The following is a 19,751-nucleotide window of genomic DNA, read 5'->3' on the forward strand; positions in this document are numbered from 1 at the left end:
TTGATTAAATGGAGTGGAATTCATCAAAGTTACAAGATTGAATCCAGCGAGGATGTAGTTGAATGGTCCTCCAAGCAGATCGCGAAAACGTTGGCGATGTCGCCGGCAGCGGTGAGCAGCGCCTTGCAAAAAGCCCTTGAGACGATGGACCGGGCCCAGCTTCGCTCGGATGAGCTCAGCAGCAAGGACGTTCAACCGGAGCAGCAACTGCTGTCCGGTATGAGGAGGCCTTCGACGGAAGATGCCCGGTGTCTTTCTTTTTGAACCCTAGTACGAGTGTGCTCTCCGTTAGCCTTATCCTTGTGACGCATCCATGTTCATGTAGTTAATAGCCCACAGATGGCCGTCCAAGTCCACGAAGCCCCAATGATACATGAACCCATGATCTTCAGGTTCAGCGTGCAATTTCCCGCCCAAGGAGAGCGCGGTATTCACGATTTCATCGACCTTTTCCCGGCTCTCGAAAGCCAATGCGATCGTCATCTGCGCATACTTGCTCGTATCGACGGATTCTTTCTCCGTAAGCGTATTAAAGAATGCTTGATTGATCAGCATAACCTGCAGGTTGTCGCCGATCACGATGGCTACCGAATTCTCATTATCGGGGAATTGCGGGTTGAGTTCGAATCCGAGTCCGGTGAAGAACGCTTTCGATTGTTCTACGTTTTTTACAGGCAGGTTGAAGCTCGTGAATGCGGATGTTAATGCCATTTTCAAAACACCTCTTCGTCAAATTAGTTTGTGTTCATTTATGCCTTCGTTTATATAGACGACAGCCGATCCGGGATTTCATCGGTTTCATAGATTCGAAAGCCTGAATTTTGAAAAATAATTTGGTATTAAGCTACTGGAAAATATTTGAGAGAGCTAACGACCGATATGAGTTTCCAATCAAGAAGTGATGATATTTCTAGAACTAAGAAGAGTGGGTTTGAATTTGCAACAGATTTTAATACTAATGAGATCAAAACATTATTTGAGGAATTCATCACCAAAGTAAATAAACGAGGGCTAAATAAAGATGCATTGTTTTGGATTCTCGATCAAGGGACGTTGCGATTTGGAATTAATTTAAATTATGCCTGGCTGAACTGCGCTGAAAACATATGTGCAACAATTAGTTTCATCAGTATAAACAAAACCTGCATTTAAGTATACAACAAGCCAATTAATAAAATCAGAGGGAACACTCAGAAGTAATGATTTATCCTAATTATAGCTGCCCAAATAACACTCCGACAATGTAAGAGGACAAGAACATATATTTATTGAAACCCGCGCTGGTCGCGGTTTTTTTGATTTAAGGATACATGTTCTTGTCCCCAGCAAAGGACAAAAACATGTATCCATTGCCGTAAATGGACAAGAACATGGTACTATTTATCAGTTTATGTAATCTATAATTATTAGTCATATCCTTCCCTTAAGGACAGTGAGTGGGTCATTATTTTGACTAAAATCAATAAATACATAGAATGCGCATTCTTTCAACATTATATCCACATATAAGTTTACTAGAATATAAATATAAAAAGAAAACAACTTAAATAGGAGGAATACAAATGGATTGGTCTTTATTGCTGTTGTTAATTTGTCCGCTGATGATGATATATATGATGATTGGAATGAAAGGACGGCATGGTCCTGAATCTCGGGTAAACCAATCTATGATGGATTGGACACTTCATCAAGATTTTAATGAGTTAACGGTTGAGAACGAACGGCTGGAAAAACAACTCTTAAGCCTTACCAAATAGCAAATAAAGAGATAGCCTTAAGCGACTAGTGCTTATGAGCTATCTCTTTTGCTGATTATCAAAATTCTATATTTCTTTGCTAAAAATTGAGTTTATGTCGGCCTGACCCTATATGAAACATTAAACCGGCAACAGCCCCCAGATCTTTAGAGAGAAGTGAGTGATAGGTTTGGTTCAAATGGATTAGATCTTGCCGCATATCCAAATAAGCAGACCATGAACCTAACTTGATGATACGACCAAATAGAAGGTTATATCCGTTTAAAATCGCTGTATTGAAGGGTGGGAACAAGGTGGGATGAAGGAAATATAAGATGTTAGCTGCCGCGGGACCTAAACCTTTGATACGTAGATTGTCCAAGTGATTAATCTCATCAAGGATATCTTTTTCTTCAGGGGTCTGAGATATCTGCTTTAAAAAATGTCCAAAGGCAAGTTGATGTTCATCATTTTCATAAATATCGGGGATTCCAAGCTTTGGTTTCCAATAAAAAGCGTGGGCTGCTCCTTTAAAAACTTGCTTTTGTTTACATATCGCTTCCATCACCAATTCAAGTGGAGAACCTTTAAAGTCGTTTCCAAACACACTCGATTCAATAGATTGTATGACATCGCTTACTCCGTTTCTTACCGTATCGAATGCATCTATTCGATCCCCGTTGTTTAGGAACCAGGAATTATACACGGATTCTGTATCAGATTTAAACTCCTTAATATGCTTTTCTACATTCATTAGCATTTACTTTGACTCCTCCATTACTTGTATATCCTGAATTATAATCCTGAAAATGAGTAGCGGCAGTGCCATATTTAATTATTTCGAAAAAACATTCTTTACCCATGGTTTCTTCATACTTTCCCCAAATTCCATTGGTATCCTTTAAATACATCAAGAACATGTAGATTATTGTAGAACGATTAAGGGGGTGAAGATTTTTGAAAGCTATTCGCAATATTCTTGGGTTCGCTCTTATCCTGATTATTCTATCGGGACTCGGATACATCGGATGGTTTGTTTCAAAAGAACAGAACATTACATGGTCAAGCCTTTTGGGTTCGCAGTCTGCGGCAAATTCTCATAATCAGCATACTTCAGCAGAAGCAACAACAACTACAACAACACAAAGTGCAGATGTTAATCCAGTGGACAATTTACAGGCGAAGGTCACCAGTTCTTACAAATCTGTTCAGCAGGTAGCGGAATTAATGTCGTCCAGTTCCGTAAACCCATCACTGATTGGGCGTTATCAAAGAGGGCTGTATTCTCTTTCTGAGGGAGTATATCTCATGAATCAGCTGGATCAGAATCTGGTTGAAATGGCCCGTCTGACGGATGCAACGGAACCCACGTATCAAGTGTACGTCAATCGTCATAATGTTATGGTTCAAACCCAGAGTGTATTGAACAATGTTTCACAAAAACTGAGTGACGCCAAAGAAATGTTTTTATCCAATGTAACAACGAACACCGCCGAAGCTTCTATTGAAGCTGGAGATGTACAGCAGGTCAATAAGGCCATATTTCAAATGGCACAAACGGTAATGGAACTTCAAGGCACGAATGAATGGTTGAATAATCAAATTCAGCTGACGATGGGCCAAGCAGAGCAAGCACAACTAGCGGCTGAAGCTTTAGCTGCAGAAAATGCCATGAACAGTCAAACGAGCGGTTTTTCGATTGGTAATGTTCAATTGCCTACTCTTGTAACCTTGCTTACCATACTTTTTGCAGTGTTGATGCTAGTTGGAATCATTGGCGCCACACGCAATCTGGTGTCCAAACAACCAAAGGTTGAAAATGAACAAACAGTTTAATTTTTAGGAGGGGTAAAATAATGATGGATATGAATATGAGTAGTTCAACTCCTATGTCAGGTGCAGGTGTATCCGGCAGCGTCCAGGGAACAATGGAAATGGGGACTTATAGTTCGGGTGGTGTACTTAGCGGGCTTCTATCGACAGTAACTGAGCTGCTGTTTGTTGCGCTAATTCTAAGTCTTGTGGTTGGGCTTGCCGTATGGCTTAAAAACACCTACTTTAAAGAGTCTTATAATAAGGGCAAACAAGTCATTACTAATGATCCGATGTTAAAGATGATTTTCGTTTTGGCTTCGACCTTGGTGGGAGTAATTGTAGTTTTATATCTCCTTGGAATCCTGATGAATGGCGGGATGAATTCGAATCATATCGGATTGGTATCCACTTGGAGCATTACTGGAATTTTAACATTCTTTGTTAAGCTCCTGACCATTGTCTTTGTGGGTGCATTAATCGGTTTCTTGTTCACATACGTGAAGAAAAATATCAATACCGCACCTGCTTCCTCTTCTTCCACAGTTCTACTAACTGCAGGAAATGAGAATAAGACCAACGAAGAAGCTAAGTCGGAATAATAGGTAATGAAATAAAGATAAAATGGATTGAGGTTGATGAGGTAATGAAGTTTGATTTTATCCTTCACTGGTTATGGGCGCTTGTATTCTCGATACTAGCGCTTAGTGGAATTGCTATGGCAGGAGCTAAGTATGGTTGGGTCATGCAATACGATATTGCTACAGCCGATGTTGTACACCGCGTTGCGGCTATCGTGTATGTGCTACTGACACTTATCGTGATCCTCTATGAGATCATCCGAATTCTCAGACGGGATAAGACCATAAAGCCTTGGCTTGTATTCGGCCCATCCGGTTATGGACTCTTCACCTTCATTACCACACTGATCTTCATTATTACGGGCGCTTTTATCTGGCTCTTCATGGATAGCGATAAAGCTGGTACGGCCCTTTCACTATGGATCCACGAAAAGTTGACTTATCTGGCGGTTGCCAGTGTGATCTGGCATATCTACATGAAGACTCATGCGCTTATGTGGCCCAAGAAAAAGATGCAGAAGGCAAAATAACTGACAATCTCAGCGAAGGAGGTGGCCTTTGTCATGTGGATGCAAAAAAAATGGTTCAAGCTATTAATATGGTTTATAACAACTTCCTTTTTCTTCGCTTTTAGCGCGATACTAATTTCCATGCTTCGATTTGGCCCAACGGAGAAGGAAGCGATGGACTTTAAGGGCGGCATGATGAAGGCTATGGAAACCTCTCTAATGGGATTATCCATGCAGGTCAAAGAAGATTCAAATGTACAGAGATTGATGTATGAGAGCGTTCAATTGGTATTTCCTCTACTCGCCATCAGCATTGCCGGCGGAGTGTATGTACGGTGCAGAAGAAAGGTGTAACCCATGTTCAACAAACAAAAAAAGCCGTTTTGGCAGCTGTGTTCAGTATTTGCAGTCATTGTAGGACTGGCGCTGGCACTTTCCTGGGGAAATCGGACAGAAAATGTCGCACAAATGGATCATTCCATGGCCAACATGATGAAAGATGAACATTTGGGGAATACAACCGTACAGGATCTTTTTACCTTTGGAACCAATGACAGTGTCGAAGTGGCTTCTGTGAACAGCGAGCATACCGGACATCACAGTCAAGAAGGCAAGCTTTACACGATGCATATTGTTACAACGGCACTGCTTGTTCTAACATTACCTATTATCCTGGCGGGAACCGTTTTTCTGGCAATCGTATGGCCAAAGCCAAACTACAGGGGGAAAGCGAAATGAATGTTCTCGGGTCCTTCGGGAACTTGTATATGGCAGCATTACTGATTCTAATGGTAGTTGGTATGTTTTATGCCATTTATTATTTAGTTCAAAAGATATATGCACTTCTATCCGGTAAAGATCAATCAAAGGGAAGAGCAGCGATAAAAACAAAAACTGGAGGAGATTCAATAATGAAAAGCGACGGTTGGCTTAAACTGGCATTCATTTCGTTCGTAGGATTAATTATCTCAGTAGTCCTCTTGAACATAACTAACCCCTCAAATGTATCTGGTAATGACGAGCATAGTGCTCACGTTAACGGTACTGCGGCCGTTGGAACGACGGTACAGGGTACTGTGAACGGAGGAGTGACCATGGACCAAATGAATAATATGATGCAGCAAATGAGTCAACTCCAGCAGCAGATGATGCAAATGCAGCAGCAGTTCACAGGTCAGATGGGTTCCAGTATGGGTACTTCTGGAAGCATGGGTAGCTCAGGAAGCATGGGCAGTTCCGGAGGCATGATGAACAACATGAACAACATGAATAACGGCAATTCAAGCAGTGGAAGCAGCAGCAGCAGCGGCGGAATGGGAATGATGTAAGAACGGAAATGGGGCGGTGTTCGGAATTATGTCGAGCGCTGCCTTTTTTAAAGCTTACCGGAAATGCTTTCGAAGCGGGTTTTGCATGAAGAGATCCCAAGAAGGTAATGCTTGCTAAATTTTTAGGAGGAATGTCGTTTGAGTACTAAAGGTCTTATTTGGTTGTTTATCTTTGCTATGATTATCGGAGGAACAGCGGCCGGAATATATTATAGTCAGACATCGGCTTCCAGTACGAGTTCAAGTGCAATGGATGGTATGAATATGGAAGATACTAGTGCAGACGAGCACCTGAATCACGATTCTTCAAATACAAGTGCTTCAGAGAACGATACAATGTCTGAAGAAACACCAGAACCGAGCCCTTCACCGGAAGCAGATATTACAACTTCCCAAGAGGTTAGCAGCAATTCAAATGATACATTAAATGGAGCTAGTCCATCCAATGAACTCATAAATCTACAGCCTAAACCAGGACAACCCGTTAAGGGCTTTACTCTAACTGCCATGGAAAGTAATCTGCAAATTACTGAGGGTGTGACCCTGCCAGTCTGGACCTACAACGGAACTGTGCCTGGTCAGGAAATCCGTGTAACTCAAGGTGATTTTGTGCAGGTAACACTTAAAAATGATTTGAAGGTTCCGGTTACGATTCATTGGCATGGCTATCCAGTGTCATCTGAAACAGATGGAGTGCCTGGAGTCAGTCAGGATGCTGTGCTCCCGGGTGAAACCTTTACCTACAGTTTCTCGGTGGATGTTGCTGGAACCTATTGGTATCATTCACACCAGGAAAGCTCTGAACAAGTAGATAAAGGGCTTTATGGTGCCCTAATTGTAGAACCGAAGGACACCGCAAGACCGGATAAAGACTATACCTTACTATTGGATGAGTGGATTAACCCGGAGGATGCTTCGAATGCTCAAGAAACAACAGGTATGTCAGGCATGGAAGGTATGGCGGGAATGGCTGATACGACAAGTATGAGTGATGAAGAAATGATGTCTTCCATGTATAGCCTATACACCGTCAACGGCAAGTCCGGAGCAATGATCACACCTCTTGAGGCTAAAGTGGGAGATACCGTTAGACTTCGTTTAATCAACGCAGGTTATCGCTCCCATGCCATTCATATCCCTGGCGAATTTAAAGTAGTTAGTACAGACGGACAGGATATTGAGAAGCCCACTACACTCCAGAATCAATTGGTGACGGTTGCCCCTGGAGAGCGTTATGATATCGAGTTTAAAGTAAGCTCACCAGAGGATTTTACCATTGATGCACATGATGACAATAAGTATAATGATCAGCTGGTAATTCCATTTAAAGTTGCTGGCAGCAACGGAAAAGTTAAGGCAGTTCAGCATTCGGATCTAACCGGATTTGATCTGTTTAGTTATGGGAAGCCTGCCACCAAGGCGGGCGCTGCTGCGGCTGAAACATATGCCCTTGAGTATACAGCTGTATTGAATTCCAAAATGAATGGAGATCAGCTAGTGTATACGATCAACGATAAAGTCTTCTCAGACCTGCCGGCACTTCAGGTGAAAACCGGGGATAACGTAAAAATAACGTTTATCAACGAAGGGGAAGTGGATCACCCCATGCATGTACATGGACACTTTTTTCAGGTACTGGAGAAAAACGGGGTGAAAGTAAATAGTACTCTTATGAAGGATACCGTACTAGTTAAACCAGGTGAGAAAATTGTGATTACCTTTAAGGCAGACAATCCCGGAAGTTGGATGATTCACTGCCATGAGCTTCATCATGCAGCTGCAGGGATGGCACAGCAGCTGATATATAGTGATTTTGTCTCCAGCTACACTCCTGATCCCTCCAAGGCAGATAACAAGCCTGAATAACTTTAGATAATGTGACAAAGTAAAGGGAGTATCCCATAAGCCATTTCTTCATGGCTTGATGGAATACTCCCTTTTAGTATAAGCTATAGTTCAGTTTTATTTGGAGACAAAACTAACCGGCGCATAATGGAACCCATTAATGACTTGTTCTCTTTAATAACGAATCCGGCTAACTCTATGTTGCGAAGCGTTCGACGGTTGATATTTGCACCTGACATCCTTACAGCTAAAGGATTCAAGATGTCCATTAGTACTCCTATAAAGGGCTGTTCACTGCGCATATGCTCCAAGAGAAGTACCTTTCCTTCCGGTTTACACACTCTCCTGATTTCCTTGAATCCAGCGTCGGGATCAGGTACCGAACAAAAGACACAGGTAACGATGACGTAATCAAAAGTGTTGTCGGGGAAATCCATACACTGAGCATCCATTTCCAAGAGGGTGATGGGAAGCTCAGAATGCTGCGCTTTTACCTTCGCATACCGAAGCATACCTGGGCTGAAATCAATACCAGTTACAGCGGATACTGGTTTAGCATAAAAGGGCAAATTAGCTCCTGTGCCTACGCCTACCTCTAATACTTCTCCATGTAAGCCATTCAATAGGTCTACTCGCCATTCTTTTTTAATCATGCGCTCCATCAGGTCAAAAATCCTTGAAATCCGGTTATATCTTCTACGGATGATTGTGTTTTGGTTATCCTTCATTGCTAAAGCTCCTTTTAATCGTCATTAATAAAGTATCCCACCAGTTTACTGTGATAGGAAGTGCTGATTTCAAAGGAGTGATTTTCAGCTTGAGGAGGCTCTTTACTGACTCCTATTTTTTCTGGTGCTTTTAGAACGATTGTATTGCCCTCCGGTTTATCCAAGGATCTAGATAGTAAAGGTGAAGAAGAAGGAGAAGGATCTAAAAGCAGTTGAAAAATCCATTTGGCCAGCATTTTCCGAGTATATGGTTGGTTAAACCAGTCCTGCTGTTCCTCCGAAAGGTGTTCGGGAAAAGGAAGCAGTAGCCCTGGTTTCTCCTTGGAACAGGCTAGGCTGACAGAATCGATAAATAGCTGGCTTATTTTTCGATTATAGGTTCTTTCACCAGTGTTCTTTAACTGATCCAAGTATAAAAGGACATTTTGGGGGGTGTCCAAAGGCAAAGAGACGCTTATTGTCTGCCCCGCTTTGATGGATGAATCCATAACTAGGCACCTACTTTGGTGTTACAGGTATTTGCGCATTTTTATATTGGAGATACACGGTCAACAGCTTATAATAGGCTCTGGCAATCATCCAAATGGAGTCTTTTGCTCCAACAAACCGGAGGGGATAGTTATCCTCTTGTTCGTTTATCGCCTCGAGATAAGGTTTAAGCAGTAATGCACCACCACCGATTTGATAAGAAACCCGGATTCCCGGAACCTTATTCCATGAACTTCTGATAAGCTTGTATTCTTCACGGGCAAGTTTAATCAAAATCTCATCAACAATAGACTGGATGCTTGTCCGAATGCCCTTTATCCAAATATGATTGCGTTCTTCGACTTTCTCTGAAGTGATAACCTCAACCAGTTGTTGCCTGTTCAGGAATCGATAACCGAGATCATGATGAACCCTATCCATAATTTCATCCAGATAGGGTGACACCCCTTCTTTAATCCCGTCAGAATAGATATTGTCTACAGTTCCATCCTCATGAATGATGGCTGCATCGGTTGAAAGGCCGCCGATATCATTAATCAGAACCGTCATGCGGGTCAACTCTTCATTACGAACTGTTCCGTCATCATTCGTTGTCAGATCAATTAAGGCTACATGGCCTTCAATATTGACTAATACCTCCTCAAATTTCAGACGAACAAGGGTACCGCCGATTTCTGGTGTTGTTCTAAATCTAATTTCATGAGAATTCGCCTTTAGTTTATCTTTGAATGTTTTACGTTTTCCTCGCTTGGCTTCACTTAATGGTAATCCAGTAGAGAGGTTGTAGGTTGCTTCGATCAACCCGTTTTTAGGGTGAAGTGCTTTCGCTGCATCATAGGCAAGTGCGGTTAACAGCATAATTACAGGCTGGTCTGCTTCTGATTTCTCGCTGTCTGAAGTCAATTCATCATTATGGGCGTAACCTCCAGCTAGCTTCCCAACGGCAAAAACACCTTGTCCGCGTTTCAGCGCCCCGGATACAATCTCCACATGGAGTCCGTCCAAAGGATGTTTTTCAAATTCTACAATATCTCTGGATTCCCCGATTTCAGCAATAACATTTGGGATCCATATTTCTTGATTCAAACCTTGCACATAAGCCTTCAACGTGTCATTACCAATATCAATCGCTGCATTTCGTGTACTCATGAGAATTGCCTCCCTTTTAAAACCCATTTTCATGAAAAGTTGAAACGGTGTCATTGCAAAGGTTGTTCATTCGAACTCTCGGAGCCTTCGATAAAGTTTCGTTTGATATAATCCAAAATCAGGTTGTTGCTTTCTTTCGGATCTGTGGAGGTGCTCGTTGAATGGATTTCTAATGTATTGGAGAAAGTAGACGAGGTGTGGGTGGATTGATGAGTGTAAAGCCGGAAAAATCGTAAACTGCCAATTAATATAATGGATCCAATTAAGAGAATTAAGATGAGAATGACGAAGTTGATCATATTTGCAAAGAAAGGATCAATATACAACGAAATTCCCTCCAGTCAGGAAAACTATTTTCCCTTGCATTAATTCATCCCTTTCACCCAAATTTTTATCAGATTTAGCTTTAATTTACCATACAATTATGTTGATTCTATGGAGAAAGTTAGGAGTATAAAAATAATGTCGCTCGGCTACTCTATTCGTAGATGAATAGAAATGGTGTTGAATTTGAGTTCATTGGGTCATAAAGACGTATATCTACTCTCTCAACTTGCAGATGAAGTGATGTCTAATGAAGAACGAATATATATGGCAAGTGTTTGCTGCGAGGGTGCGAACGAAGAAGATATCCTTCTGCTGATGAATAAGATTGGAACTGTGAATATGGAAAGGTTTGATCTCCGGTCTATAGTGTTTGGATATAAAACGCATGGTTTAGAATGTCTAACTTCCTTTGTCTCGTGGATAGAGAGGGCAGCAGCCGAGGTGAAGGCACTACACTTAACGGGGACATGGAATATACACATCGAAGGTTGCATGAGGAAAGGGGAAACACTCCATCAATTGCTGGCTCCAATTGAATTATATATTTGTGCGGATGAAGTTGATTCCAGCAGTGATGAGAAAGAGTATAACACCCATTATTATTCAGGATTATTTCATGGAACGCGAATGATTGGTGATGAATATTCCAACCTGCAAATTATGGCCAAACCTGCATTGCCGGATAACCAGTGGAGGATAACACTGGGCACACCCTCCATTATTATTGAGCCATATGACGTCCATTAGGCGCATTCATAGGAGATTGTTCAGTTTGCTTAGGCATCTGGATGGAATTAGAGTCTGTGAGAGTCGTTTCAAAACGTCCAAATGTGAAAATGGAGAGAAGGGTAACCGTTACAAACATCATAAGTACTGGGCTGCGATACATCCATGAAGACTGACGAAGGAGGGTTTCCTGAATCTGTCCTTGAAGCATTAACATGTGGACAAACTGAAGAATAGCGCCGATAACCATAAATGCAAAGATCCCTTTCCCCCACTGTGAAGAGGGGAGCATATTCATGAGCATTACCCCCATCATGCCTGCCATCATGCCAGATAGTGCCCCGTTCAAAAAAGCCCCAATACTGATCAACGCCCCTATAATGCCGCCAGCAGTCATCCCGATAATCACGCTGATAAACAGTGAGAGCAGCAAGTTTTGCTCATATAATATCCCCGTGATCGTTCCTCCGCCAATGCCGATAATCATACCGCTGACCATGGGCGATATCATCGTAATGGTGCTTGTAAGATTGGAGCGAAAGCGATGAATGAATCCGAATGTCCAGCACGACATAAAGGAATAAAAGATTGCAACAACGATCCAGCTTGGCATTTGTACAACCTCCTGTGTGTTAATAATGTTATGGTATGGCCAAGCAAGAGGATTCATTCCTTTTCGTTTCTGACGACGGATTCTACCATGATTTAATGAATGTTCAACCAAAATTTCAGAAATCACCATCCGAAGGTATCTATAATCATGCCTGGGTAACCGGTGAGAACTCATCCGTTACTGCTGCTACCCAAAGTGAGATTGATGATATGCTTGAGATTTCCCCTGCATCCGGTGGAAACCCGCATTCCGGACATTAATGCTGAATACGTTTCTTAATCATCAAGATATTTCATTCTTTTGAAGAAGAACAGGCTGGCCCCGGTAATCCTTCGGGTGCCGGCTTGTTTTTTTGTTCAACAGATCGTATGAAGGAACTATGATCAAATACTTGGTTGCCTCAATGTTTCAACATATTTTCTACACATTCAGTCCTTACAATGAAGATATGAAATCACAATTTTTTACCATATGTCATACCTGAGGAGACCAGTGTGAGAGTAGAATTATTTGAAATCGGTGGATTTACACTTCGTTCCTATGGAGTTATCGTTGCGCTGGCAGTTCTGGCAGCGATGGGGGTTGCTATATATCTAGCAAGAGAGACATCATTTCGTAAACATATCCCCAATATGATCTTATATGTTTTGGGCGGAGCCCTATTAGGGGCTAGAATCTGGCATGTATTCTTTTTTCAATGGGATTACTATTCAGAGCATCTTTCGGACATTGTGGCGATATGGAAAGGTGGAATCTCCATACAGGGAGCATTGATCGGCGGGTTTATCACTGCAGCCGTTTATGCCCGCGTACACCAAATCTCATTTTGGGAATTAGCGGACACGCTTGCCCCAGCCATTATTTTGGGACATGCGATCGGGCGCATCGCGTGTTTTTTAAACGGAGATGCATTTGGATCACCGACGAACGCCGGGTTTGGAATTGTTTATCCGGAAGGAACACTAGCCTATGATCAGTATGGAGCAGTTCCACTATGGCCGGCGGAAGTCTGGGAGGGACAGTGGGACTTTATGGTGTTTGCGATTCTGATTTCTTTGAAGAATAGGAAGCTGCCCAAAGGTGTTCTTTTTCTATCGTACAATGTTTTATATGCAGCAGGCCGATTTTCACTGGAGTACCTGCGCGGAGATTCCCCTCGGTATGCGCTTAACTGGACGGCCGGCCAATGGACCAGTGTATCGGTAATTAGTATCGCTTTGGTTTTCATGGTGGTTTTTATACGAAAACATAGATCGGATATACAGATCATTAGCAGTACAGAGATCTAAAACAGTTTTGAAAACGGAAATGGGTACACAATAGGATACATCAATGAAAAACATAAATGACGAAGGTGGACAGGATCATGTCGAAACTGCAGGTATTAATTGTAGATGATGAATGGAACATGAGAAATTTAATTCGTATATATTTGATGAAGGAAGGCTTCCGAATCCAGGAAGCTGCAACCGGTCAAGAGGCTCTGTCGATGATTAAGAAACATTCTTTTGATATTGTATTGCTTGATGTAATGATGCCTGATATGGATGGTTGGCAAGTATGCAAGGAGGTTAGGGAAACCGAAACAGTACCTATCTTGATGCTCACGGCACGCTCTGAAACCAAGGACAAGATTCATGGACTTGGGGTGGGTGCAGATGATTATTTAACGAAGCCGTTTGAGCCTGAAGAGCTATTGGCCAGAATCTATTCATTAATCCGTAGATCAACCATTTCAAAGTCCGTTCAACCTCAACAATGGGTGATGGAATTTCCACAGATAACTATCTTTCCGGATGCCCGAGAGGTTCGTATACAAGATACTTCAGTTGATTTTACCCAGAAGGAATTTGATCTTCTCGTGGTGTTAGCCCAGAGCTGGCAGCGTGCCTATACCAGAGAGGAACTGGTAGAAAGAATTTGGGGTCATGAATATGAGGGTGAGGTTCGGGTTGTCGATACTCATATTAAAAATATTCGTGAAAAATTGCAAAAGGCAGGAATGAGTTATAACCCGATACAAACCGTTTGGGGAGTAGGATATAAATTCCATGCTTCCGGAGACGATGTATGAGACAGAATCGAATCGGCTTTAAAATGGGGATGGTCATTATCACCATATTTTTGATCGTCTTAATATTCCTGGGTTTTGCCATCGATCGAATGTTCACAAGTTTCTATTCTGCTGAGATGCAAAAAGAAACTGAGGAGATTACCTCGCACTTTACGGTGATGGCTAATGCCACAGATACGACATCAGAGCAGACGATGATGACGTTTGCCGAGTTTTCGAATGTAAGTATCTTTAATATACTCAAGAAGCAACCAGAAAAGGAGGAGGGAAGGGTATGAAAAAAGTAGAATGGCTCATTGCTGCTCTCTTTATGGGAGTGGGGATCTTATGTATGACAATTTCAGCAGTTTCATTCCAGAGTAACTCTCTTCTTCAATTTGGCGGTTATGTTAAGACATTTTTATTATGCATTGTACTGCTTGTTGTAAGCCTATTTCTGATGGTGAAATTGATTCGTCTAAACCGGAAGTCAAAAGAATAGGCCTACTCAAAAAGATAGGAGTTATAATTCGAACCCCGCCTGATTTTATGAAATAGGTCTGTAAAACCTTCCCGTTTCCCAAAAAGATACCGTCATGATGCTGACACTAGAAAAAGGGCTATTGTTTTTTTCATGTTGGGTTCCTCCTAAGAGTATCTTTGTGAATCTGATCACATCCTAGCATAGGATTTCAAGGTTTGTTGAGGCGTAATATTTGGTACCATGTTTTTCAATAAACTCCATTAAAACCACATAAATACCACGTGGTTCCCACATAAAAATTAGTTAAAATAATCTGATTGCCTAAAAAATGATGGCTTTCCAATCATTGATGTGAGGCAGTAAACAGGGTGTTTTATTTTTTTTTAAGAACATTCTTTCTTCATACTTTCCCCAAAGTACATTGGTATGCTTTAGCTATAGCAAGAGCATCAGGGCTAAATAAGGGGGGGCATATGGGGGGGTAAGGATTGTTTGAAAGCTTTACATACTATTCTTGGTTGTGCCCTCAATTTGTAACGCCCGCGGTTAACTTCTTACAAAACCATTCATTAAGTGTTAACAAACTCATCAATGAGCAAATCAGACAAACCGTTAACAAAAAAGGAGGATAAAAAATGGATATGGATAATTCAAGTATGATGTCAGGGTTTAGTGTATCTGGAAACGTTGAGGGCATTGCTGGCACGGGGAATTATAATTCAGGAGGTGTAATGAGTAGCCTTCTATCGGGCCTAACTCAATTGCTATTTGTAGTGTTGATTCTCAGCATCGTTATTGGCTTAGTAGTATGGCTGAAGAACAAATATTTCAAAGAATCTTTTGACAAAGGGAAACAGTTTATAAACAATGACCCAATGCTGAAGACGATTTTCGTTCTGGCATCCACTTTGGTGGGTGTACTCGTCGTATTATATCTCTTGGATGTGTTGATGAATGGTGGATTTAACCCGAATCAAATCGGATTTGTTTCAAGCTTGAGTGTTTCAGGAATCATAACGTTTTTCATTAAAGTTTTGACCATTCTTTTCGTCGTAGCCTTGATTGCTTTCTTATACAACTATGTGAAACAAAATCTCAAAAGCACTTACATCGCTTCTTCAACTGGAGTTAACCTTAGCTCTGGAGCAGAAGAGAAGTCTATTCATAAGGATGTAACAGAGAAGGAATAAATGAAGCGTGTGATGAGGTAACTAAAAAAATATATATTGGAGGAAAATTAAAATGAACAACAGTAATGGCTGGTTGAAACTGTCGATCTTCTCTTTTGCTGGACTAATTATCCTGGTAGTACTGATGAATGTAACAAATCCTGCAAAAGCAACAACGACCACGAATCACGTTAATGGAACAGCATCAGTAGGAGGAACAGTACAGGGTACAGTTAACGGCGGTGTATCGATGGACCAGATGGATGATTTGATGCAGCAGATGAATCAATTACAGCAGGGAATGATGCAAATGCAGCAGGGATCTATGGGCCAACAAAGTTCCACTATGGGAAGCTCCGGCAGTATGGGGAGTTCCAGCAATATGGGAAGCTCCGGCGGTATGATGGATGATGATATGGATATGATGGACATGATGGACCAAATGAACAATATGAATAATATGAACAACAGCAATTCTAGCAGCAGTGGCGGCGGAATGGGCATGATGTAATTCTTGTTCTTGAAATTATCAATATATTTGGGTTTCACATAAAAGAACAAGCTGACTCCGGGGAACTGGTTTCAGCTTGTTCTTTTATTAATAAGTATTTCAAATTTTTCTAACTTCATGATTAACCCAATGTTTCAACACATTTTCTACATAGTCATTCCTTACAATGAGGCTATAACAAAATAAGATTTATACGGAGGTAACGATATGGATTGGTCTTGGTTAGTCGCTCTGGTTTGTCCGTTAATGATGATATTTATGATGTTCGGTATGCGAGGAGGACATAGCCATGGGCCTCATAAAAAACAACTTTCTGTTGAAGAAGTACAGCAAGAATTATTGAACTTAAAAGAAAAAAATGAGCTATTGCAAAAAGAAATTCAAGGCCTAAAAGATAAAGCAATTTAGAGGAGGAAGTATCAATGAGTTGTTGCGGAGATCACAAACATGGAGATCAAAACCAAGAAGGTAAGGGTCATAATCACAGTAATATGAAGAAACATAGTTGGTTAATGAAAGTATGCTGCATCTTACCGATTGTTCTGATTGGTATAATGCTTGTAGCGAATTCAGCGAGTGGTATCTCCGGTAATATCCTGACATACAGCTTGTTACTTCTTTGCCCACTCTCACACTTAGTGTTGATGCCACTATTGATGCGAAAGAAAAATATGTAATAATCCTAATTGATTAAATTGGAGGGTGTAACAATACCGATGAATAAAAATATGATCATAGGTCTGTCGAGTCTTATTCTTGTAGTTGGGTTAACCGCATGCGGTAATGGTGCAAGTACGCAGCAAAACTCAGCATTACCAGCTAATAATAGTCAAACGGTAAATTCGAATGAAACCTCCAAAAGTGCAGGGGATTTGGCAGAAGGAGAAATCTACTATACAGCTAATGAAGGAGGAAGTATTTCAAAAATAGATGCGGCCACAAATCAAGTGATAGATACAATTGAAATCGATGGAGCCGTTCATAATGTTCAGATTTCTCCCGATGGAAAAACAGTAGGCGTCACAGTCGTTCCTGAAATGCCGGAGATGGGTGAAAGTGAAAATGATCATGACTCCGATCATGCCATGAACGGATATGCGATATTTTATGATACAGCAACTAACAAAAAATCCACCAAGTTAATGTTGGAGCACACCCTGCTCATATCGTATTTACAGGGGACAATAAGTATATCCTGATCACAAATAATGAAGATAATAATGTAACGGTTCTTGATACGAAGACCCATGAACAAGTAACAACAATTCCTACCGGTAAGGGGCCGCATGGATTTAGAGTTTCTGCGGATAGTAAATTTGCATATGTAGCGAATATGAGTGAAGATACCATCAGCGTGTTAAACCTGGAAACGATGAAGGAAGATGGAAAGATTACAGTCGGTCAAACGCCTGTTACAACGGCTGTGACAAACGATGGTCAAACTTTGATCGCGACACTTAACGCTGAAAATGCCGTCGCCATTGTTGATTTGAAAGATGGGAGTAGTGTGAAAGTACCTGTTGGCAATGGCCCTGCACAAGTATTCGTTCAGTCCGATAACAAATATGCAATTGTTGCAAATCAAGGTACAGAGGAAAACCCTTCAAACAGCATCTCCAAAATTGATTTAAGCACTCAACAGGTCGTAGCTACGATTGAAACAGGTAAGGGCGCTCATGGAGTTGTAACAAATAAAGATAATAGTCGCATATATGTAACGAACATGTTTGAAAATACCGTTAGCGTTATCGATAACCAAGAAAACAAGGTAATTACCCAGGTTAAGGTTGGGACAACTCCGAATGGTATTAGTTTTACGCCCTAAGTTGATATAAAATTAATTGTTATTTTTATATCAACGAATAGCGAAAGGGTAAGAACGTGCAAAAAATGAAAATCGGAGATTTTATAATTCTTGGAATTGTACTTCTGATCGCAGGATTAATTTCCGGTGTAAAATGGTTTGATTCACATAATGAAAAGTATCTTCAAGGTAGTTGACTGCTCAAATCACGGTGGATGGAAAAGCGTATAAAACCGTTACTTTGACTGATGCGATCAAGGAAATGCTGCCATTGATGAGAGAAATGCATCCTAATATATCCGAGGATCAGTTGATTGATATGCATCAATCCAGAGATATGGACAAGATGATGCAATCCATTTAAGAAAAATCATAATAAAACAAGCTGACGCCGAGTTCGGCTTGGTTTAGCTTGTTTTATTATGATTCTTGAAGGGTCAAGCCGGAATATAATACTCGTATAGCGGTAAGATTATTTCATAATTATACGATGTTTATACTTGACACATAGGTTAAGAGGGTAGAGTATATTTTTCGCTCCTGTGCTTCAGCGCAGTTATGAGACCCCTCATCTAACATTTCGTTTCGTTCATATATATCCTCCGCCCAAAGGGCGACTTATGATACCACTTTGAACTTATTTCACTTCTTATCCTTGTTATTCAATCGTTTCTTTTTATTTCATTAATTTTTTTACAGTAAGAAGAAGTTCATCAATGACTGCATGATCACCTTCATTTAATCGATTTATAACACAACTTTTCATGTGATGTTCAAGAAGCATCTTACCCACTCCATTTAGAGCAGATTGAATTGCTTACCGAAGGGATTACTGAAAAAGAGTTGTTAAGACTCGCTGCTTCAGCTGAAAAGAACTCCGAACATCCCCTTGCTGAAGTTAGCGTAACCGGCATTCAACAGGTTGGCATACAGAAGGTCATGGCTGAAATACTTCCAGAAGGAAAAGCAGATGAAGTCAAAAAACTTCAGTCACAAGGTAAAAAGGTAGCTATGGTGGGTGATGGAATCAACGACGCTCCCGCACTACTTGGCTATAATACACTGGGGATTCCTATTGCTGCTATTGGTCTCTTGGCTCCTTGGGTTGTAGGAGCGGTTATGGCACTAAGTTCTGTATCTGTAGTCTTGAATGCCCTTCGCTTACAACGAATTACGCTGTAATAATCTAGTGGTACAGAAATTCTCTACACTAACAAAAGATATGTGCCACCTACATTCGATGTTTTCTATAACAAAAAGACTTCGAAGTATATCTTCGAAGTCTTTTTGTTATCTTTCTTTATTAATGACTCATACCAGCCATTCCGCTTACAATCTCAGGATTAACCATCCCAAAGATCATGGCGATGTGTGCAACAACGAGAAACCCGCTGACGAGAATAAAGTGAAGCTTGAGCTTTCCTTCTTCCGAACGTTTACGGCTGATAAGTCCAAGATCCAAAAGAGCCAGAGGCAGCAGGAAGAATACGCCGCTGAGGTAAAATCCAACCGCGACAACGTCTACCCAAGAATGCCACTCTCCATTTACGGTCAGAGGGACAAAAGCTGTTGGGAAAAGATACAAGAAAACTCCTGTAAAGTAAAGACCAGCCAAAATACTGCAGATTCGGTTAAATGCCTTTAATCCACCCTGGACATTTTTGTTGAAAAGGATAAAGAACTCTGTTACCGTAATTGTCTCAGCAAAAATGACGGGGATTGCCATAAAGATGATCAGATTCCACGGCTGATTGTCCATAAGAAGGGACATGTAATGAGTCATGTTCATTGATTAATTTCCTCCATTTATATAATTACTGCAAGAATTATTATAGGAGATAAATATGTGGAAAGTATGTAGAAGAGATTGGAGAAGGAGTATCAATA

At 41.1% G+C, this 19,751-nt stretch carries 26 protein-coding genes and 2 pseudogenes; 20 read left to right on the forward strand and 8 right to left on the reverse strand.

What is annotated here, in order from left to right; all coding sequences use genetic code 11:
• Nucleotides 1-264: a hypothetical protein gene (locus tag QU597_RS14820; RefSeq protein ID WP_310828732.1), complete on the forward strand. Its 264-nt coding sequence runs from the start codon at nt 1-3 to the stop codon at nt 262-264.
• A 30-nt stretch (nt 265-294) separates the two neighbouring features.
• On the opposite strand, the gene QU597_RS14825 is transcribed toward QU597_RS14820, so the two are convergent.
• Nucleotides 295-711, reverse strand: coding sequence for a VOC family protein (locus QU597_RS14825; protein ID WP_310828733.1), 417 nt, complete (start codon nt 709-711; stop codon nt 295-297).
• Nucleotides 712-1,562: 851 nt separating this feature from the next.
• Here QU597_RS14825 and QU597_RS14830 point away from each other — a divergent pair.
• On the forward strand, nt 1,563-1,757 hold the full coding sequence (locus QU597_RS14830) for a DUF2933 domain-containing protein (RefSeq protein ID WP_310828734.1): 195 nt from the start codon (nt 1,563-1,565) through the stop codon (nt 1,755-1,757).
• Between the two features lie 79 nt (nt 1,758-1,836).
• On the opposite strand, the gene QU597_RS14835 is transcribed toward QU597_RS14830, so the two are convergent.
• Nucleotides 1,837-2,496 carry a hypothetical protein gene (locus QU597_RS14835; protein WP_310828735.1) on the reverse strand — a complete coding sequence of 220 codons (660 nt, stop codon included), beginning with the start codon at nt 2,494-2,496 and terminating at the stop codon, nt 1,837-1,839.
• Between the two features lie 197 nt (nt 2,497-2,693).
• Here QU597_RS14835 and QU597_RS14840 point away from each other — a divergent pair, with 197 nt between their 5' ends.
• The 7 genes from QU597_RS14840 to QU597_RS14870 all read left to right on the forward strand — a co-directional run bounded on the left by QU597_RS14840 (nt 2,694) and on the right by QU597_RS14870 (nt 7,832).
• Nucleotides 2,694-3,572 carry a hypothetical protein gene (locus QU597_RS14840; RefSeq protein ID WP_310828736.1) on the forward strand — a complete coding sequence of 293 codons (879 nt, stop codon included), beginning with the start codon at nt 2,694-2,696 and terminating at the stop codon, nt 3,570-3,572.
• Nucleotides 3,573-3,592: 20 nt separating this feature from the next.
• Nucleotides 3,593-4,150, forward strand: coding sequence for a hypothetical protein (locus tag QU597_RS14845; protein ID WP_310828737.1), 558 nt, complete (start codon nt 3,593-3,595; stop codon nt 4,148-4,150).
• A gap of 44 nt (nt 4,151-4,194) precedes the next feature.
• A complete protein-coding gene (locus QU597_RS14850; RefSeq protein WP_310828738.1) occupies nt 4,195-4,659 on the forward strand; it encodes a cytochrome b/b6 domain-containing protein in 465 nt (154 codons plus the stop codon).
• A 33-nt stretch (nt 4,660-4,692) separates the two neighbouring features.
• Entirely contained in the window at nt 4,693-4,992 is a 300-nt protein-coding gene (locus QU597_RS14855) for a hypothetical protein (RefSeq protein WP_310828739.1), read from the forward strand.
• A 3-nt stretch (nt 4,993-4,995) separates the two neighbouring features.
• On the forward strand, nt 4,996-5,376 hold the full coding sequence (locus QU597_RS14860; RefSeq protein WP_310828740.1) for a hypothetical protein: 381 nt from the start codon (nt 4,996-4,998) through the stop codon (nt 5,374-5,376).
• A 29-nt stretch (nt 5,377-5,405) separates the two neighbouring features.
• A complete protein-coding gene (locus tag QU597_RS14865) occupies nt 5,406-5,966 on the forward strand; it encodes a hypothetical protein (RefSeq protein ID WP_310828741.1) in 561 nt (186 codons plus the stop codon).
• Between the two features lie 138 nt (nt 5,967-6,104).
• Nucleotides 6,105-7,832, forward strand: a complete 1,728-nt coding sequence (locus QU597_RS14870; protein ID WP_310828742.1) for a multicopper oxidase family protein — start codon at nt 6,105-6,107, stop codon at nt 7,830-7,832.
• Between the two features lie 83 nt (nt 7,833-7,915).
• Here the strand turns inward: QU597_RS14870 and QU597_RS14875 are convergent, their stop codons facing one another.
• The 3 genes from QU597_RS14875 to QU597_RS14885 are packed head-to-tail and all read right to left on the reverse strand — an operon-like array spanning nt 7,916 to nt 10,177.
• On the reverse strand, nt 7,916-8,539 hold the full coding sequence (locus QU597_RS14875) for a class I SAM-dependent methyltransferase (RefSeq protein WP_310828743.1): 624 nt from the start codon (nt 8,537-8,539) through the stop codon (nt 7,916-7,918).
• A 14-nt stretch (nt 8,540-8,553) separates the two neighbouring features.
• On the reverse strand, nt 8,554-9,027 hold the full coding sequence (locus QU597_RS14880) for a hypothetical protein (protein WP_310828744.1): 474 nt from the start codon (nt 9,025-9,027) through the stop codon (nt 8,554-8,556).
• Between the two features lie 10 nt (nt 9,028-9,037).
• The gene (locus QU597_RS14885; protein WP_310828745.1) at nt 9,038-10,177 is read right to left on the reverse strand and encodes an Alp7A family actin-like protein; all 1,140 of its coding nucleotides are present in this window, start codon (nt 10,175-10,177) and stop codon (nt 9,038-9,040) included.
• 498 nt (nt 10,178-10,675) lie between these two features.
• Here QU597_RS14885 and QU597_RS14890 point away from each other — a divergent pair, with 498 nt between their 5' ends.
• A complete protein-coding gene (locus QU597_RS14890) occupies nt 10,676-11,251 on the forward strand; it encodes a hypothetical protein (protein ID WP_310828746.1) in 576 nt (191 codons plus the stop codon).
• On the opposite strand, the gene QU597_RS14895 is transcribed toward QU597_RS14890, so the two are convergent.
• Nucleotides 11,226-11,843: a hypothetical protein gene (locus QU597_RS14895; protein WP_310828747.1), complete on the reverse strand. Its 618-nt coding sequence runs from the start codon at nt 11,841-11,843 to the stop codon at nt 11,226-11,228. The two genes, QU597_RS14890 and QU597_RS14895, sit on opposite strands and share 26 nt — an antisense overlap.
• A gap of 494 nt (nt 11,844-12,337) precedes the next feature.
• Between QU597_RS14895 and lgt the strand changes: the two genes are divergently transcribed.
• From lgt to QU597_RS14940, 9 genes are all read left to right on the forward strand, one after another.
• Complete coding sequence (gene lgt, locus QU597_RS14900; RefSeq protein WP_310828748.1) at nt 12,338-13,132, forward strand: prolipoprotein diacylglyceryl transferase; 795 nt, start codon at nt 12,338-12,340, stop codon at nt 13,130-13,132.
• A 77-nt stretch (nt 13,133-13,209) separates the two neighbouring features.
• Nucleotides 13,210-13,917: a response regulator transcription factor gene (locus QU597_RS14905; protein ID WP_310828749.1), complete on the forward strand. Its 708-nt coding sequence runs from the start codon at nt 13,210-13,212 to the stop codon at nt 13,915-13,917.
• The gene (locus QU597_RS14910; protein WP_310828750.1) at nt 13,914-14,195 is read left to right on the forward strand and encodes a hypothetical protein; all 282 of its coding nucleotides are present in this window, start codon (nt 13,914-13,916) and stop codon (nt 14,193-14,195) included. The genes QU597_RS14905 and QU597_RS14910 overlap by 4 nt, the downstream gene beginning before the upstream one ends.
• The gene (locus QU597_RS14915) at nt 14,192-14,398 is read left to right on the forward strand and encodes a hypothetical protein (RefSeq protein ID WP_310828751.1); all 207 of its coding nucleotides are present in this window, start codon (nt 14,192-14,194) and stop codon (nt 14,396-14,398) included. The genes QU597_RS14910 and QU597_RS14915 overlap by 4 nt, the downstream gene beginning before the upstream one ends.
• 617 nt (nt 14,399-15,015) lie before the next feature.
• Nucleotides 15,016-15,570, forward strand: a complete 555-nt coding sequence (locus QU597_RS14920) for a hypothetical protein (RefSeq protein ID WP_310828752.1) — start codon at nt 15,016-15,018, stop codon at nt 15,568-15,570.
• Nucleotides 15,571-15,622: 52 nt separating this feature from the next.
• Entirely contained in the window at nt 15,623-16,060 is a 438-nt protein-coding gene (locus tag QU597_RS14925) for a hypothetical protein (protein ID WP_310828753.1), read from the forward strand.
• A 207-nt stretch (nt 16,061-16,267) separates the two neighbouring features.
• Entirely contained in the window at nt 16,268-16,468 is a 201-nt protein-coding gene (locus tag QU597_RS14930; RefSeq protein ID WP_310828754.1) for a DUF2933 domain-containing protein, read from the forward strand.
• 308 nt (nt 16,469-16,776) lie between these two features.
• Complete coding sequence (locus tag QU597_RS14935) at nt 16,777-17,259, forward strand: YncE family protein (RefSeq protein WP_310828755.1); 483 nt, start codon at nt 16,777-16,779, stop codon at nt 17,257-17,259.
• Nucleotides 17,256-17,885 (forward strand): YncE family protein, encoded by a 630-nt coding sequence (locus tag QU597_RS14940; RefSeq protein WP_310833323.1) that lies wholly within the window; start codon nt 17,256-17,258, stop codon nt 17,883-17,885. Before QU597_RS14935 ends, QU597_RS14940 begins: the two co-directional genes overlap by 4 nt.
• A 655-nt stretch (nt 17,886-18,540) precedes the next feature.
• Here QU597_RS14940 and QU597_RS14945 read toward each other — a convergent pair.
• Nucleotides 18,541-18,681: pseudogene (locus tag QU597_RS14945) on the reverse strand (metal-sensing transcriptional repressor); the annotation flags it as partial.
• 98 nt (nt 18,682-18,779) lie between these two features.
• Between QU597_RS14945 and QU597_RS14950 the strand changes: the two are divergent.
• Nucleotides 18,780-19,046: pseudogene (locus QU597_RS14950) on the forward strand (HAD family hydrolase); the annotation flags it as partial.
• Nucleotides 19,047-19,167: 121 nt separating this feature from the next.
• Here the strand turns inward: QU597_RS14950 and QU597_RS14955 are convergent.
• On the reverse strand, nt 19,168-19,653 hold the full coding sequence (locus QU597_RS14955) for a DUF6803 family protein (RefSeq protein ID WP_310828756.1): 486 nt from the start codon (nt 19,651-19,653) through the stop codon (nt 19,168-19,170).
• Nucleotides 19,654-19,751 lie beyond the last annotated feature (98 nt).

Origin of the sequence: Paenibacillus pedocola, from assembly GCF_031599675.1 — a bacterium.
Lineage (GTDB): Bacteria > Bacillota > Bacilli > Paenibacillales > Paenibacillaceae > Paenibacillus_AQ > Paenibacillus_AQ pedocola.